General features: G+C 62.2%; 13 protein-coding genes. 6 read left to right on the plus strand and 7 right to left on the minus strand.

What is annotated here, in order from left to right:
* The 5 genes from BO1_RS53145 to BO1_RS53155 all read right to left on the minus strand — a co-directional run.
* Window positions 1-427: pyridoxal-phosphate dependent enzyme (locus tag BO1_RS53145; RefSeq protein ID WP_043287000.1), on the minus strand; the 427-nt coding region annotated here is incomplete at its 3' end.
* Between the two features lie 529 nt (window positions 428-956).
* Window positions 957-1,979, minus strand: a complete 1,023-nt coding sequence (locus tag BO1_RS28880) for a ParB/RepB/Spo0J family partition protein (RefSeq protein WP_052409630.1) — start codon at window positions 1,977-1,979, stop codon at window positions 957-959.
* Complete coding sequence (gene parA, locus BO1_RS28885) at window positions 1,969-2,709, minus strand: ParA family partition ATPase (protein WP_245643927.1); 741 nt, start codon at window positions 2,707-2,709, stop codon at window positions 1,969-1,971. Before parA ends, BO1_RS28880 begins: the two co-directional genes overlap by 11 nt.
* A 1,168-nt stretch (window positions 2,710-3,877) precedes the next feature.
* Window positions 3,878-5,254, minus strand: a complete 1,377-nt coding sequence (locus tag BO1_RS53150; protein WP_043287003.1) for a replication initiation protein — start codon at window positions 5,252-5,254, stop codon at window positions 3,878-3,880.
* 1,485 nt (window positions 5,255-6,739) lie between these two features.
* Window positions 6,740-7,066 (minus strand): DUF4148 domain-containing protein, encoded by a 327-nt coding sequence (locus BO1_RS53155; RefSeq protein ID WP_043287006.1) that lies wholly within the window; start codon window positions 7,064-7,066, stop codon window positions 6,740-6,742.
* A 576-nt stretch (window positions 7,067-7,642) separates the two neighbouring features.
* On the opposite strand from BO1_RS53155, the gene BO1_RS53160 reads away from it, so the two are divergent.
* The 5 genes from BO1_RS53160 (at window position 7,643) to BO1_RS28925 (ending at window position 12,956) form a co-directional block, all read left to right on the plus strand.
* The gene (locus BO1_RS53160) at window positions 7,643-9,196 is read left to right on the plus strand and encodes a sensor histidine kinase (RefSeq protein ID WP_063744726.1); all 1,554 of its coding nucleotides are present in this window, start codon (window positions 7,643-7,645) and stop codon (window positions 9,194-9,196) included.
* Complete coding sequence (locus BO1_RS28910) at window positions 9,193-9,882, plus strand: response regulator transcription factor (protein ID WP_028220533.1); 690 nt, start codon at window positions 9,193-9,195, stop codon at window positions 9,880-9,882. The genes BO1_RS53160 and BO1_RS28910 overlap by 4 nt, the downstream gene beginning before the upstream one ends.
* Window positions 9,883-10,086: 204 nt before the next feature.
* Complete coding sequence (locus BO1_RS28915) at window positions 10,087-10,761, plus strand: response regulator transcription factor (protein ID WP_028220534.1); 675 nt, start codon at window positions 10,087-10,089, stop codon at window positions 10,759-10,761.
* A gap of 6 nt (window positions 10,762-10,767) precedes the next feature.
* Complete coding sequence (locus BO1_RS28920; protein WP_084688251.1) at window positions 10,768-12,216, plus strand: sensor histidine kinase; 1,449 nt, start codon at window positions 10,768-10,770, stop codon at window positions 12,214-12,216.
* Window positions 12,217-12,260: 44 nt separating this feature from the next.
* Complete coding sequence (locus tag BO1_RS28925) at window positions 12,261-12,956, plus strand: response regulator transcription factor (protein ID WP_028220536.1); 696 nt, start codon at window positions 12,261-12,263, stop codon at window positions 12,954-12,956.
* A 212-nt stretch (window positions 12,957-13,168) separates the two neighbouring features.
* Here BO1_RS28925 and BO1_RS28930 read toward each other — a convergent pair whose 3' ends face one another.
* Together BO1_RS28930 and BO1_RS59500 are read right to left on the minus strand one after the other, a co-directional pair.
* Window positions 13,169-13,444, minus strand: a complete 276-nt coding sequence (locus tag BO1_RS28930) for a DUF4148 domain-containing protein (protein ID WP_028220537.1) — start codon at window positions 13,442-13,444, stop codon at window positions 13,169-13,171.
* Between the two features lie 176 nt (window positions 13,445-13,620).
* Entirely contained in the window at window positions 13,621-14,031 is a 411-nt protein-coding gene (locus tag BO1_RS59500) for a Rap1a/Tai family immunity protein (RefSeq protein ID WP_156992435.1), read from the minus strand.
* Between the two features lie 243 nt (window positions 14,032-14,274).
* Between BO1_RS59500 and BO1_RS28940 the strand changes: the two genes are divergently transcribed.
* Window positions 14,275-15,234 (plus strand): sulfonate ABC transporter substrate-binding protein, encoded by a 960-nt coding sequence (locus BO1_RS28940; RefSeq protein WP_028220539.1) that lies wholly within the window; start codon window positions 14,275-14,277, stop codon window positions 15,232-15,234.
* Window positions 15,235-15,267 lie beyond the last annotated feature (33 nt).

The following is a 15,267-nucleotide window of genomic DNA, read 5'->3' on the forward strand; positions in this document are numbered from 1 at the left end:
AACCGCCATGGGCGCGCACTGCATCGACCTTGACCTGGGGCGTGGTGATGGGCACACAGATCACGGCCTTCACGCCGAGCTTCGCTGCCGATAGCGCCACACCCTGCGCATGATTGCCGGCCGAAGCGGTGATCACGCCACGCTCGAGCTGCCCGGGCGTCAGGTGCGCCATCTTGTTGTAGGCGCCGCGCAGCTTGAAGGAGAACACGGGCTGGTTGTCCTCGCGCTTGAGCAGGACGGTGTTGCGCAGGCGTGCCGAGAGGTTCGGCGCGCGCTCCAGCTCGGTCTCGCGGGCCACGTCATAGACGCGGGCGGTGAGGATAAGGCGAAGGTAATCGGTCGGCTGCGTGTTGCCTGGCTGGCTTCTGACCGGAGCAGCATTGGCGGTGTTGGCTTCGACTACGGTATGGCTCGATTCGACCTGCATGACGGCTCCTGTGCTGTCTCTTTGCTCTTGTTTGCCAGGAGGCGGAAACAAAAAACCCGCCTCGTGGGGCGGGTTGTTGTCGCTTTTGCCAGACGTACGCTAACCCACCATTCGATGAATGGTGCGAATAATCAGCGTAATCGGGCAGTGGCGGTAATTCATTCGTACAAGGATGGCGTAGGTGGCTGCGATTGTCAATCCGTCTCGCGATCTGCCGAAATGTATCAATAACTACGAATTACATTTCATATGAGACGTTTTGAGTTGGAAAATGCTCACGGCGCTGCAATCGAAGTGACATTCACCCTATAACCCCCCACAAATTACGCCTAACCGTGAAACATTCTATGAATTATCGCACATCCCTTTGATTTGAAAGGTGATTTTTGCCATGACAATTCCTCTGGCGGTGTTTCACGGTTTCGACCCTAGCTGCGATTATGACCGACCAGGGTCACTTCCCGCACCCCAAAAGCAAAGGGCAGGCGCCCTTCTGGCCCTGCCCTTTCCGATTTTCAGATGTGCGATCTTAATTTGTCTCGGCAACCGTATCCATCTCGGCGGCCCATTCGTCGATCACGGCCTTCATTCGCTCGGCCAAACGCTGCTGATCTGCCGCCGCGATGCCCTTCAGGCTGAGCTCCGCGCGACCGTCGCCAAAAAGCTTCAGTTCGCCGAGCGCGATACCATCCGGACGGCTGAATTGCACGCGTGACTGATAGTGCGTGCGGCGCGGTCCGATACGGCGTGCACCCGCCTCCGCCGACGCAGCCGCCTCGAGCTTGCGCACGCTCGCCTTGCCTTCGATGACCTGCCCGAGCCAATGCTCGGCAACGCTCGCGCCAGCACGATCGAAAATCAGCTTGATGTTGTAGGCGTGACCAAGACCGATGTCCTTGCGATGCTGCGCCATGCGCTGCAGCAGATACGGCGGCAGAGACGTGAGCGAAATCACCTTGCTGATGTGCTTCGGATCCTCGCCGACCGCAACGCCCAATTCGACCTGATCGACATAAACGCCATCGTCGAGCAACTTCTTCCAGGCCAGCGCGTCGTCGAAGACCGTCTGCTCCTCTCGCTCCTTGTTGGCGTGGTAGGCACGCAAATAGAGATTCTGGTTATCGAGACCGTCGCGGACGTCGGCATCGATATGTTTGTCGCCACGCGAGCGTGCCGCCCTGATACGACGCTCACCGTCGACGATCACGTACTTGCCAGGAAACTCGGGCAAACGCGTGACGAGAATCGGCGTGATCTGGCCTTGCTTGGCAAAACTTTCCGCAAGTTCGTCGATTGTCTCCGCACTGTAAAACGCGCGCGGATTGTACGGATTCGAGACGACGTCCTCGACCGGGATCTTCGTCACCGCGTGGACGTCGAGCGCAACGGGTTCCACCGGTGCTACCGGTGCCACTTCTGCAAGCGTGACCACCGATGCGTCGCGCTGCGCAATGCCGACAACGTCGCCATCGGCAAGACGCTCGCCCGCGGACACGCGCTCAACCGCCATGCCCGCCCTGACCTTGCTGGTGAAATTGAGCTTAGTTGCCATCGACGACCTCCTCTTCTTCCTGAACGAGCGCAATGATTTCGCTGTAGACCGCGGAGATTTCGTCCTTCGCGACCTTCGCGCCACGCACGCCCTTAACGTCGAAGACCGTTCGGCCAAGCGCCGCCGCCTGGCGATACAGTTCGCGTTGCTTGACGGTGGACGCGAGCACGCGGACATTGCTCTCGGCAAGAATCGCGCTCATCTGTGTGTGGAGGAGCGTCTTGGAATTCGATTTATTCAGCAAAATTGCGAATTTTCCCGCAGGATTGGCCACTCGCGTGCGCTCGACCAACTCCATCATCCCTTCACTACTCCAGATGTCGATCGGCGATGCGTCGGTCGGGATGATAGTTGCGTCGGCAACGGCGAGGACGCGGGCGGTAGTCAAATCGTTGATATTCGGCGGGCAGTCGACGATGACGACGTCGTAGTCGTTCGCGAGCGCGGCAATCTCCGGCCCAATCATCTTCTCGAGCTTATTGATGCTACCGACGCGGAATGGAAGCGGTGTTTCCGGCCCGGCCGCCGCGCACCAGCTCATGCATGATTGCTGGCCGTCTGCGTCTGCGACGTAGACCTTATAGCCTTCGGACTGAAACGCACCCGCCAGATTCATGCTGGTCGTGGTTTTGCCCACCCCGCCCTTTTGGTTCGCTACCGCTATGACCAGTCCCATTCGGTTCTCCATGCAATGTTCAACGCCGGCGCCCGCTTCACGCGCGATCTCCACGTGGAGACTCTCCAGCGAGTCAGTTGGCAGTCTAGCGGCAAGTTAAAGTAAATTCTAGCTTCAGCGCCGAAATCGTTGTCGGCTCACAACCAAACTGGCCATTTGGATAAGAGATTCGATGCATAGCGCCGTCATACAGAGACAACTACAGGAAATCTGTGATCGGACGGTGGCAGTCACGGAGGTAGGATCTCCACGTGGAGACTTCATCGGCGCTGTGCAGGGTGATTCGAACCCGTCTCGTTTCAAATATTCTGTCGGCGGTTTTCGATTCCACACTGGACGTCGAGATAGATTCAATTCAGAAATCGGGTGTTAGGGGGATTCATCCGAAAGAAGGCGCGAGTGAACTGGAGAATCGTGTCTCGACGACCTCCGATATTCGATCTCCACGTGGAGATTGTGCCGTCGGCTCAGGTCAGAACGATCTCGACTGCCCCGATTTAGCCGCGTTCAAACGGCGAATCATTGCGGGCGAACGGTCTCATCTCCACGTGGAGAGCCAACCGTACAGGAGCGGATTGCATGGCCTTGTCTGTGATGTGCCCGGGCGCCACTCGCTACAAGTTCCCGCAAGACAGGCATGAGCCTGAATTTCTTCGCCTTTAGTAACTTCAGTCTACGTGGCGCCAAGTGCGTGGGCCCAATCTCCACGTGGAGATCCGACGGTCATAGAAGCAGGTATGCAGCGCACCGTAAGCGCTGGCACTCGAGGCTTCAGCACAATCGATTACTCATCGATTTTTGGCAAAATACCTGGCGGACAAGCATTACTCGCGGCGGCAGCGCCAGTTCCTCTATCGGCGCTACATCAAGTCCTGTTTGAGCGTGGCGAAACCAATGGTGTCCTTGAAAGAGACATCAGATCCAGCGCGAGTAGGTCCGACTCACTATGGCGATCGGCCATAACCAACTGACTTAACGACGTCGCGTCGCCGACGCACGCAGCTTTGCAGTTCTCCACGTGGAGACTGCATAGCAACAAAGAGGTAAATGAATCGAGCCAGTCCGGTACTCACTGGCAGTGAAAAAAACGACACACCTGAGCGCAGTGCCAAGCTTCAATAGTTCGGCACTGCATCGATGTATGAGGAAAACTGGGGAAGCGAAATTTATCTACTATAAAAAGATAGATAAATTTCGCAAAATTGTCAGACGGGCCGCGTAATCACTCAGCGCGCGTCTTCAACGCAAGCTCGACATCGCCCATGGCCTGGAGATCGCCAGCTGCCGGCGCCTGTTGTCCGCTCAGCAGGAATTCAAGCAGATCGGCGGCAGTCGGTTGGCCCCAAGTGTCGAGAACCACCCAGCGGAAGAAATTCGTCGACGCCATCTTGCTCGGCACCTTGGCCGTCGAGACCTTGAGCTTGTCCATGCCGACCGTTTCGTTGTACCGCTTGATCAGCGCCGTCTGATCGTCGTACTCGAGCTCGTTGAAGTAGGCCCGCGCCTCGGCAATCTTCGCCGCGATATACCGGTCCTTCACCTGATCCTGGCTCTCACGCGCCTTACCCGTATCGGCGCTCGGGCTGCCTGCCGCATTGGCACCCGGCAGTTGATAACCCTGCATCAGCGCCTTGCGGAAATAGGCCGCCACATTCGCAAGCGGCGCCGCATTTTTCTGGGCGACGCGCGCGGCCGTATAGGCCACGGCCGTGCGAATCTTTTCCTCGCCGTACTGCTTCAAAAGACGTCGCGCCTCCGAGACCGGCACGCTGAATTTCGACATCTCGCCGATGAGCACGGTCTCGTTCGCACGCAACTCCTGGGACGGATCCGTCTCCGGCTTGCGAGTCACACGAAACTGCAGGGCAACCACCGAGCGGCCCACCTTGTGCTCGATGAGCTCGAAGTTATGGTCCGAGATCTCGTTGACTTCCTTGATGCAGGGAATCAGCACGCGGCTCTTGAACTGCTTGTAGAGCTTGTACGACTGCGCCGAGGTGTCCTGGCCGAGAATCAGGTCGCGCAGCGTCGCGAGTGGAAAACGCGCCGTCACGCCAACCGCTTCGTAGCGCACGACGTTTTCCCACAGGGCGAGCGAATGTGCTTTCCTGAATTGACGCGTGATCCGCATGTCGATCATCGCGTAGATTTCGGGATTCAGGAGTTCGCCGCGAATCTGCTCGGAGAAGGTATACCGCAGCACCGAGCGTTCGAGTTCGGCGCCGGCGAGCAAGCCCGACGCCTTCCAGATGCTGCGTTTGTCCTGCGTGAGATAGTCCCAGTTGACGACCGTGCTGATCAGCGAATTGATCGTCTCCTTGACGTACTCTGTATTGTTGCTGTTCAGATCGACGTCCTGCGAGAGGGCGGAGATCGTGATCTCGAACGAAGAGCGGCCGGCTTCCAGAGAATCCTGGCGGATCGCGTTCTTGATCAGCGAACTGAACATCTTGCGCTGCTGGAGGCTGATCGATCCGGATTTCGGCGCGATGTGAATCGCGGGGACCGCCTTGCGGAAGAGATCAGGCGGCTGGCCTTGCTGGAATACAAGTGCACCTTGCTTGTCGGCATCGCCGGCATCGGCCTTTTTTCTTGCCATATGACCCACGTTAAAAGGGAACCTGGTCGGTTGGTAACTGTATACCAACCAATCAGGTGACTCAAGGCTGCACCGCGCGCGTATGCGGGAGCACGACACCGCACGCAGGAAAAGTTGACAGGCCGTGCTTTTAGCCGCCGTGCCGGGCATCCAGGCGGCCATCGAAGCACGTTCCAGCGGGCCAGGCACGATCCCATATCCGGTAACCATTGCGGTTCGACACCCGGAATTAGCTCCCATAACACGTTACCTGAAGCTCACAAGTGAGTACTCACTCTCGATCAGGTTACCCACAGGTAGCTGTTTATGGGGGATTTCAGTGAACCGCTGCTTCGTGGACTATGGCCGAGCTGCATGGGAAAAATGTCCCATTTCCGGTGACCTATTGGCTATCCCATATATGGGCACCTGAAATCGCCCGCAATAGGCACATTCTGGAGCCGTGGCCGCGAGAAAACTCCCATAACCGGGTACTCTCGATTGATCCCATAGCGCGTTACCTGAGCATCGTGATCAAAGTTCCGGGCAAGCATTCACGCGGGTCTCCTATCCAATCGCGAATGGTTACCTCCAGAACCCCTTGCAGCAACGCCCCATAACCGGTTACCTCCAAGATTTCCCATAAATGGCGACCTTTTGGCAGCGCAAATGGCCTTCCGATCAGGCAGATGCGGTCTTCGCATCCCATACCGCGCTACCTTTCCGTGATCCCATAGAGGGTGACCTCAGTGGGTTTCGGCAATTTCTCCCATACGGAGCGACCTTTTCCCCATATCCACAGACCCGAATCCCCATGCGAGGCTACCGAACCCCCATATCCACAACCCCGAGCTCCCATAGCCGGTTCCCCGGGTCCCATAAGTCGCCACCAAATCGCCCGCAAACCCTTGCCAGATAAGGCTTTGCGCCGCCTAAAGGTTTACTAAAGGTTCTAAAGCGTAAAAGGTAAACACTGAAACAGGCGTCCGATGAAAGAGACGTCTCCCAAAACCGGGACCCTATAGAGATGTGAGTGATCACCAACTTACGCTGTCCCAAACCCGGTGACCTATGGGACAAAGCGCATGAAAACGCCTCCCAAAACACGGGACCTATCCTTGAAATCTTGAGAATTGACATTGAGTGTGTACTTTAACTTTATGATTTTTATAATAAATACACTCAATGGTGTCTGACTATGGGACAAGCCAACGCTAAAAGGTAACCGTCTATGGGATCCGACTGCCGCCTGAGGAACTCATTGCTTTGCTAGACGCCTGGCGTCCGAAAAACTGCGATCCGTCTGCCCTGTTCCTTGCTGCTCCGTGACTGTCTAACCTCGAGGGCATCCACCGATAGGTCCCCACCTCCCATATCTGGTTACCTACAGCAGGTCACCAGATATGGGAAACAGCCGCGTAAGTCACCTTCACGTTCCAGGCCAGTGCTGCAAGGTGCATTGCAACATTGCACACAGGTGACCTTTACGCGCCCGTTTTGCCGCCCTCACTCTGCCTGCGCCTGTGTCTGCGTCACCTGCTGCGTCGGGGACGCCGTAGGTGACCCAAGGCAGTCGTGACGATAGAGGCTGCTGAGCCGTTCCTGAGCCGCCTGAAGGTCGGACGGGTAATCGTTGTCCACGGCATGCTCCTGGTAGCCAACCAGCGAGAGGTCCTTCAGTTCCTGCATGAGTTCGCCATGCGTCACCTCGTGCGCGGGCCGCACGAACGGATAGCTGTGACAGGCGTGCGGCGTGAGCTGGGGTGCCGCGAACGCGCTCGCGCTTGCGACGCCAAGGAAAGGGATCAATGCGAACTTGAGCCAACGCTTCATGGTGACCTCCGACTGTCTATGGACGAATGCGTCGGCACGGGTGCCGACGAACCAGCGACACGCCGGCGATGCAGAACGACATCGCACCCATGGCATGCCAACGAGCGTCGAGCATAAGCAGCGGGCAGATCTGGAAAGCGCTCAACAGGATGAAACAACTTTCATCGATGCAACGGGCCCGGTGAACGCGATGGGCCCAACCGTTCGCGCCGTCGTCAGACGCATGCGATGGCGGTGCCCTTCAAACCCACGCCTCGCAATTCCGCACCTCTTCGCGTTGGTCCGAATTGACAAACTGACAGCCAGCCGTCATCGGCCGGTAAGAACATGACCCGCTCTTCATCGTGCTGATGCCGTTGCAGCGCATCGCCCCCCCTATCATGGCAAGGCGCGCGTATTGGTCCATGGTGGGTCCTCAATGGGTCGTCGCCGCGCGCATCGTTCATCGTCGGCGGGGTTAGCCATCGGGAGAGTCATGTCAGTCAGCGAAATCACGGCGCACCTGCATCAAACTTCGCCGCGGCGCGGGTGCGGCATGGAGCCTTGCGCCCTACCGCAGCCGGTGCGAGGCGCACAATGAACCTGCCAGGCTGGGTGGCGGGCCGCACAGGCGCGTTCGTTCCCGAGGCACCGCCGGTGCGGGCGCAGGCGGGCGATATTGGACACGACCGCTGGCAGACCACGACCTTCCGCTGGTTCGCCGCCTACGCGGCGATCTTTTCGGTGTCGTTCATGGTGCTGCTGGGCTTCATCCAGTATTCGGTGACCCACGCGATGATCCGCGAGACCGACAGCGGCCTGCGCTGGCAACTGCGTTACTTCGACTCGCGCAGCGACGCGTCGCTCGGCGCCGCCATCGACGCGCGGCTGCGTCGCGAAAACCGACGCCAGAACTTCTACGGCCTGTTCTCCGCCGATGGCCACTGGATCGCCGGCGACATCCATGCCATGCCGGCCGAACTCGCGCTCGACCCCTGGGGCCGCTCGCACGAGCACGTGCGCGGGCAAACCATGATGCTCGACATCGGCGCTGCGCAGCCGCCGCTGCGCGCGATGGGCGAAGTGCGCGCGGACGGTTCGCGCCTCGTCGTGGCGCGCACGCTGTCCGATGTGCGCCACGTGCACGGCGAGCTGTTGAAGGCGCTATATGGAGGCGGCCTGTTGTGCCTGTGCGGCAGTCTCTGCGCCGGGCTGCTGCTGAGCATGAGGCAGATCCGTCGCGTGGCGGAGATTCGCCGCGCGACCGGCCGCATCGCCGGCGGCGATCTCGGCGAGCGGCTACCCGTTGCGGGCCGCGACGAGCTCGATATGCTGGCCCATCTCGTCAACCGCATGCTCGACGAAGTCGAGCGGCTGATGGGCGAGGTCAAGAGCGCGTGCGATGGCATCGCGCACGACCTGCGCACGCCGCTCACGCGGCTGCGTCTGCGCCTTTCACATGCGGCCGACGCACTAGAGCGGCGCGGCGAGCCCGCGATGGCCGCCGTGCTCGTGAGCGCGCGCGAGGAAGCCGACACCGTACTCGAGCGCTTCTCTGCACTCCTGCGCATCTCCGAGATTGGCGCAATCAAACGGCGCAGCGCGTTCGCGCCGGTGGCGCTTGCCGATCTCGTCACCGAGCTGTGCGAACTCTACGCCCCGCTCGCCGAAGAAAAGGCGATCGAGCTAAGCATCGCGCTGGCCGACGTTGCACCTGTTGACGCCGACCGTGCGTTGCTCTTCGAAGCCTTCAGCAATCTGCTCGATAACGCGATCAAGTTCGCTCCCCACGGCGGCACGGTGCGCGTCGCGCTGCACGCGACCTATGCGGGCGCGCAATTCAGCGTCACCGACAATGGCCCCGGCATCGCGCCCGAAGAGCGCGATGCGGTGCTCGGCCGCTACTACCGCAGCGACGCAGCCCGCCATGTGCCGGGTACGGGCCTCGGACTCGGGATCGTCGCCGCGGTCTTGAGGCTGCACGACTACCGGCTCGCCATCGGCGCGGCGGTGCCCGACTTTGCGCCCGCCTTCGCACCCGAGTCCGCTCATGGCGCCGCGCCAGGCGCAGCCGGGCACGCGAGCACGGGCACGACCGTGACCATCGACTGCTGGCCTGCTCATTCCTGGCACAACACGCGTTATCAATGAGAGTCCTGCTGTGCTCCTCCTCCGACGCGGAGCGGAGCTATCTATACAAGGCGCTGAGCGAGAGCCTCAATAGCGTCGAGGTTGCCGACAACCTTCAGTACGCCGCCTACCTCGCCTCCCAGGAGCCGTTCGACACGGTGATCCTGTGCACCAGCGGTGCGAACGCGCACGATGGTTTCACCGATGTGCTCGGCTCGTTCACGCGTCTGCCCGACGCGCCGGCGATCGTCGTCGCGCTCACGCGCGCGACACCCGCCGACTGCGCGCAACTGTTGCGCGCGGGCGCCGACGCCTGCTTCGTGCAGCCCTGGTCGATTCTCGAGATCCAGGAGCGCATGCTCGCGCTGCGGCGCACCGCGCTTGCCCAGGCGGGGCCGTGTGCGGCGCGGCTCGATCCGCTCACGCGTGACCTGGTCGTCGATGAGCGGCGCATCTCGCTTACCACGCGCGAATATCTGCTGGTGGAATGCTTGCTGCGCCACGCGAATGCGCCGGTCGCGCGCGAGCAGTTGATCCGCTATGCGTGGCCCGAGAAAGGCGACGTCGAGCCTTCGAGCGTCAATCTCGTGGTGTCGCGGCTGCGCCGCAAGCTCATTACGCACGGCGCGCGCGCGCAGATCGAGACCATCAACCGCTACGGCTACCAGCTCGATTTGCGCGCCGATCCCGCGCGTGGCGCCGAATGACGGTGCCAGGCGCCGCCGCGCCAGGCCGCGGCCCGCAAGATAACTGAAAGCATGCGGTGCATGGCCAAAGCGTTGGCAGGCGTTTGCAAACCTAAATTTAATTTCATGAAAGCAGGCGCGGCACGGCGGCCTTACGACGGTAAACTTGCACTTCGAAAGAGGCCGCGCATGTGACGCGCGGCGGAGTGCGAGGAAATGAGCCAGGTGCGCGTATTGACGGTGGAAGACGATGCCGTCACAGCCAATGAAATTGTCAGTGAACTGACGCAACGCGGCTTTGCCGTCGATTGGGTCGACAACGGCCGCGACGGCATGGCGCGCGCGATGAGCGACGAATACGACGCCATCACGCTCGACCGCATGCTGCCGGGCGTCGACGGCCTGTCGATCCTCACGGCCATGCGCACGGTCGGCATCCAGACGCCGGTGCTGATGCTGAGCGCGCTCGGCGACGTCGACGAGCGCGTGCGCGGCCTGCGCGCGGGCGGCGACGACTACCTCACAAAGCCTTTCGACCCCGAGGAGCTCACCGCGCGCCTCGAGGTGCTGCTGCGCCGCCGCCAGGGCGCGAGCGTCGCGCGCGAGACCGCGCTGCGCGTGGGGCCGCTCGAGCTCGACCTCATCTCCCGCAAGGTGCGCCGCGACGGCGAAGAAGTCGCGCTCCTGCCCACCGAATACCGCGTGCTCGAATTCATGATGCGCCACGCGGGCAAGACCATCACGCGCACCATGCTGTTCGAGGCGGTCTGGGGCTACCACTTCGATCCGGGCACCAACCTGATCGACGTGCACATGGGCCGCCTGCGCAAGAAAATCGATCCGCCGGGCGTGCCGCCGCTGATCCAGACGGTGCGTGGCTCCGGCTACATTCTCGGATAATCCCGCGTGACGAGCCGTCCCTCCTCCTCCGCGCCCGCGATCCCGCGCCGGCGCTGGCACACCACGACGTTTCGCTGGTTGTGCGCCTACACCGCGCTGTTCGGCGTGTTCCTCACGCTGCTGGTCGGCTCCATCGCGTGGGTCGCGACCACTTCGATCGAGCACGACGCCGACACCATCATGGGCTGGCAGCTCATCTACTTCGACTCGATTCCCGATGCGCAACTGCCCGCCGCGATCTATCAGCGGCTCGAGCACGAGCGCATGCACGTGAACTACTACGGCCTCTTCACGAACGACGGCCGCTACGTGGCCGGCGACATCCTCGAGGCGCCGCCGAACCTCGCCTATAACCGCGCGGGCTCGACGCTCAAGCATGTCCTGAAGCCCAACGATCAACAGCAGTCGCCGATCGTGCGCATCGTGGGCGAGGTGCGCCCCAATGGCATGCACCTGGTCGTCGCGCGCGACATGACGAGCGTGCTGCGCATCCGCGAGATCGTGGTGCGCGCGCTGTCGCTCGGGGCGGTGCTCGCGCTGTGCGCCGCGCTCGCGGGCGGTTTGGTGCTCGGCATGCGGCAGATCCGGCGCGTGCGCGAGATCCGCCGCGTCACGCAGTGCATCGCGCGCGGCGACCTCGACCGGCGCCTGCCCGTGGGCGGCGACGACGAACTCGACATGCTCGCGCATCTCGTGAACCACATGCTCGACGAGGTCGAGCGCTTGATGGGCGAGGTCAAGGGCGCGTGCGATGGCATTGCGCACGACCTGCGCACGCCGCTCGTGCATCTGCATACGCTGCTTGCGCGCGTGGCCGAACGCGAGAGCCTGCGTGGCGACGAAGCGGGCGCGGACCTCGTCGAGCGCGCGCGCGTCGAGACAGGCCAGTTGCTCGAGCGTTTTCGCGCGATGCTGCGCATCTCCGAGATCGGCACGCTGCATCGTCGCGGCGGCTTTGCGACCGTCGACCTGCAGGCGCTCGTGCAGGAGCTGGCCGAACTCTACGAACCCCTTGCCGAAAGCCGCGAGATCGAATGGCGCGTGAGCATCGCGCCTGTCAGCGAGATTCACGGCGACCGTGCGCTGCTCTTCGAAGCCTTCAGCAACCTCATCGACAACGCCATCAAGTTCGCGCCCGAGCATGACGGGATCGTCAGCGTGACCTTGCGCGGCACGGCGCTCGGGCCGCTGCTCGAAGTGGCCGACAACGGCCCGGGCATCGCGCCGGGCGAGCGCGCCGCCGTACTGCAGCGCTTCTATCGGGGCGACGCCGTGCGCCATATAGCAGGCTCGGGGCTGGGCTTGAGCGTCGTGGCGGCGGTCATGCGCGTGCACGACTTCACGCTGCGCATGGACGACGCGAGTGACCTCGCGAAGGCCGCGAACGAAGCGAATCAAGCGGGCGGCCCAGGCGCACGCATGAGCGTCGAATGCTGGCCGCGCGCGCTCACCTGAGCGGGACAAACTGGGGCAAACCGAGCCAACCCACACACGAGCCTATGCGCATACTCCTTATCTCGCCATGCCATGCCGAAGGCGCATGGCTGCAAAAGGCCCTGCAGGAAAGCGCCCACAGCCTGCAACGCGCGCACGAGCTGCGCGACGGCGTCTATCTCGCGGGCGAAGAGCCTTTCGATGCGGTAATCGCCGTCGCGCTCGACGGCGCCTTGCTGCCCGAGCTGCTGGCCTTGCTGCCCGGCCTCGCCAAGGCGACGAACGGTGCGACCATCATCGCGGTGCTCGGCATCGAAGCCGGCGCGCACGAGCGCTCGGAGCTGCTGCGCGCGGGCGCCGATGCGTGTTTTCGCTATCCGTTCTCGTTCATCGAAATGCACGAGCGCATGCTCGCGCTGCTGCGCACCGGCACGACTGTCGCGCCGCCATCCGGGGAAGGCGCCGCCGTGGCGCCGCTGCTCGACGCGAGCACGCGCGAGATCGTGGAAGGCGCGCGGCGCGCGGAACTCACGCGCCGCGAATACCTGCTCATCGAATGCCTGCTGCGCCAGGCCAACATGCCCGTGCCGCGCGACCAGATGATCCGCTACGCGTGGCCCGAGAAAGACGATATCGATCCGTCGACCGTGAACCTCGTCGTCTCGCGGTTGCGCCGCAAGCTCGAGCGCGAGGCCATTGAAGTGCGCATCGAGACCATCAGCCGTTACGGCTATCAAATCACGCTTCCCAAGCCGGCTTGAATGTCACGTGAGTGTCACCTGAGCGCGCGTCACGCGCAGCGCTCAGGTAACGCGTCATGCGCTGCACGCCGAAGGTAACCGTTTGTGGGATTTCAGGTCACATGCGCGGCAACGTGCGTGTACCTGTCGCGCAAAAAACAGCAACGGCACGCGCATGGCGTGCCGTTCTCCTGTGACCTGCTTGCGGGCTGCGCGCGAGGCGCAGCAAGGCTTCAGTGTGCGTAGAGGGTGGAATTCAGGTACGCGAGCTGACCGTCCTGCTCCGCCTGCACGAGTTCGTGATAGACCTGCGCGCGCGTCTTCGGGGCGACCTGCACACCATCGGGCGCTACCCAACCGCCTTGCTCGAAAGCCGTGGCCGTGTTGTTCATGGCGACCGTCGTGGTGTTGGCCGGGTAGGTGTTTTGCGCTGGGGCCGTGGTTTGAGCGAAAGCGGACGTGGTGACAACGGCGCCGGCGAGAGCTGCAACGATCATGAGCGACTTCATGGAACTATCCTCCAGAGAACATATTTGGTTGGCCGGTTAGCGAATGCGATAAATCGCATCCCGGTATTGAGAGAATAGTTAGGTCAGCCTATCGAACCCGATGCAGGAATATGAAGAAATGTTTATCGAGGCGCGAGAATTCGTTGAATGAAGACCGTCATCCCGCGCCGCCGCGCCTAGCGGCAGGGGAATGTGCCGATCAGCGCCTTGTAGATGACCGCGCCGGTGGGTTCGAGAACGTATTGAAGGTGACCTTTCATCCAGGCCACGATCGCGTTGAGCTGTTCCTTGCGCGGGAGATTGGACGGGACGCAGTAGCGCGGCGGCTGCTTGTCGATCAGGGTCTGAACCAGCGCGCCATTGGTGTAGCCCGCGAGATACATGACGCAGGCGTCGTGATTTTCCGGCTGTTGACAGACGCTCAGAAACACATCGGCCTGGTCTATCGAACGGGCCGGAGCGGCTGGGGCCGTCTGCGCTGCTTGTGCGGGGCGAGTGGCCTGGGCGGGCTGAGTGCTCTGAGCGGCCGCATGGCCGGCGCCAAGCGCGGCAATGAGTGCCAGCCCGGCAAGAAGAGGTTTGTTCATTTGAGCGTGGGTGGAGAGATTCTGTAGGAGGAGTTCGGACGCCGCATCTGCACAGCGCGGTCGCGCCGGCCGTAAGCTTAGCGGCCGGGCGATCTCATAATTTGCTTTGCATCAAATGGGGTAAGGGCCGCCCACGCCCTTAGTCCTGTAACTGATTTGAATCCGAAAACTCCATCGTTCTGATTTGCCTGGGCGCTTCGTAGAATCGGTTGAACTTTCCGCCACGACCTTCGATACGAACCTATGAGCACACGCCGCGCATTTCTCAAACTTTCGCTGGGTGCGGCTGCCGTCGCGCTGCCCGCCCTGAGCGCGCCTCGCGCCTTTGCGGCGGACGCCGCGCGCACCCTGCGCATTGGTAACCAGAAGGGCGCGCTGAGCCTCCTGAAGGGCCGTGGCACGCTCGAGCAGCGGCTCGCGCCGCTGGGCGTCAAGGTCACCTGGACGGAGTTCAACGCGGGCCCCGTGCAGCTGGAGGCGCTCAACGTGGGCTCGATCGATTTCGGTGACGTGGGCGAGGCGCCGCCCATCTTCGCGCAGGCTGCGGGCGCACCGCTCGCCTACGTGGCGGCCACGCTGCCGCGGCCGCAGTCGGAGGCGGTGCTCGTGCCGCGCAACTCGCCGCTGCGCGAGGTCGCCGATCTGAAGGGCAAGCGCGTCGCGTTCAACCGGGGCAGCAACGTCCACTATTTCCTCGTGCAACTGCTGCGCAAGCACGGGCTCGATTACCGCGACGTCCATCCGGTGTTCCTCGCGCCGGCGGATGCGCGCGCGGCGTTCGAGAACGGCTCCATCGACGCCTGGGTCATCTGGGACCCGTTCTTCGCGGCCGCGCAGGCAAGCTTCGGCGCGCGCGTGCTCGCCGATGCGAGCGGCGTGGTGGTCAATCGCGGCTTTTACTTTTCGTCGCGCGATTACGCGAGCCAGAACCCCGACGTGATTCGCGTGGTGATCGAGGAGGTCGCCAAAACGGACGAGTGGGGCAAGAACAATCGCGCGGCGTATGCCGCCGAGCTTGCGAAGCTCTGGGGGCTGCCCGCGCCCGTGGTCGCGCAGGCGGTCGACCGCACGGCGTTCGGCACGGTGCCGATCACGAAGACCATCCTCGGCGAACAGCAGAAGATCGCCGATACCTTCCTCGATCTCGGCCTCGTGCCCAAGCGCGTGGACGTTCTGCAAGCGGCCGCGCCAGGGCTCGCCTGAACGCCGCCGATCGTCACCAGGGTCACCAGAGCC

The sequence above is a fragment of the Paraburkholderia oxyphila NBRC 105797 genome (assembly GCF_000685075.1).
GTDB lineage: Bacteria > Pseudomonadota > Gammaproteobacteria > Burkholderiales > Burkholderiaceae > Paraburkholderia > Paraburkholderia oxyphila.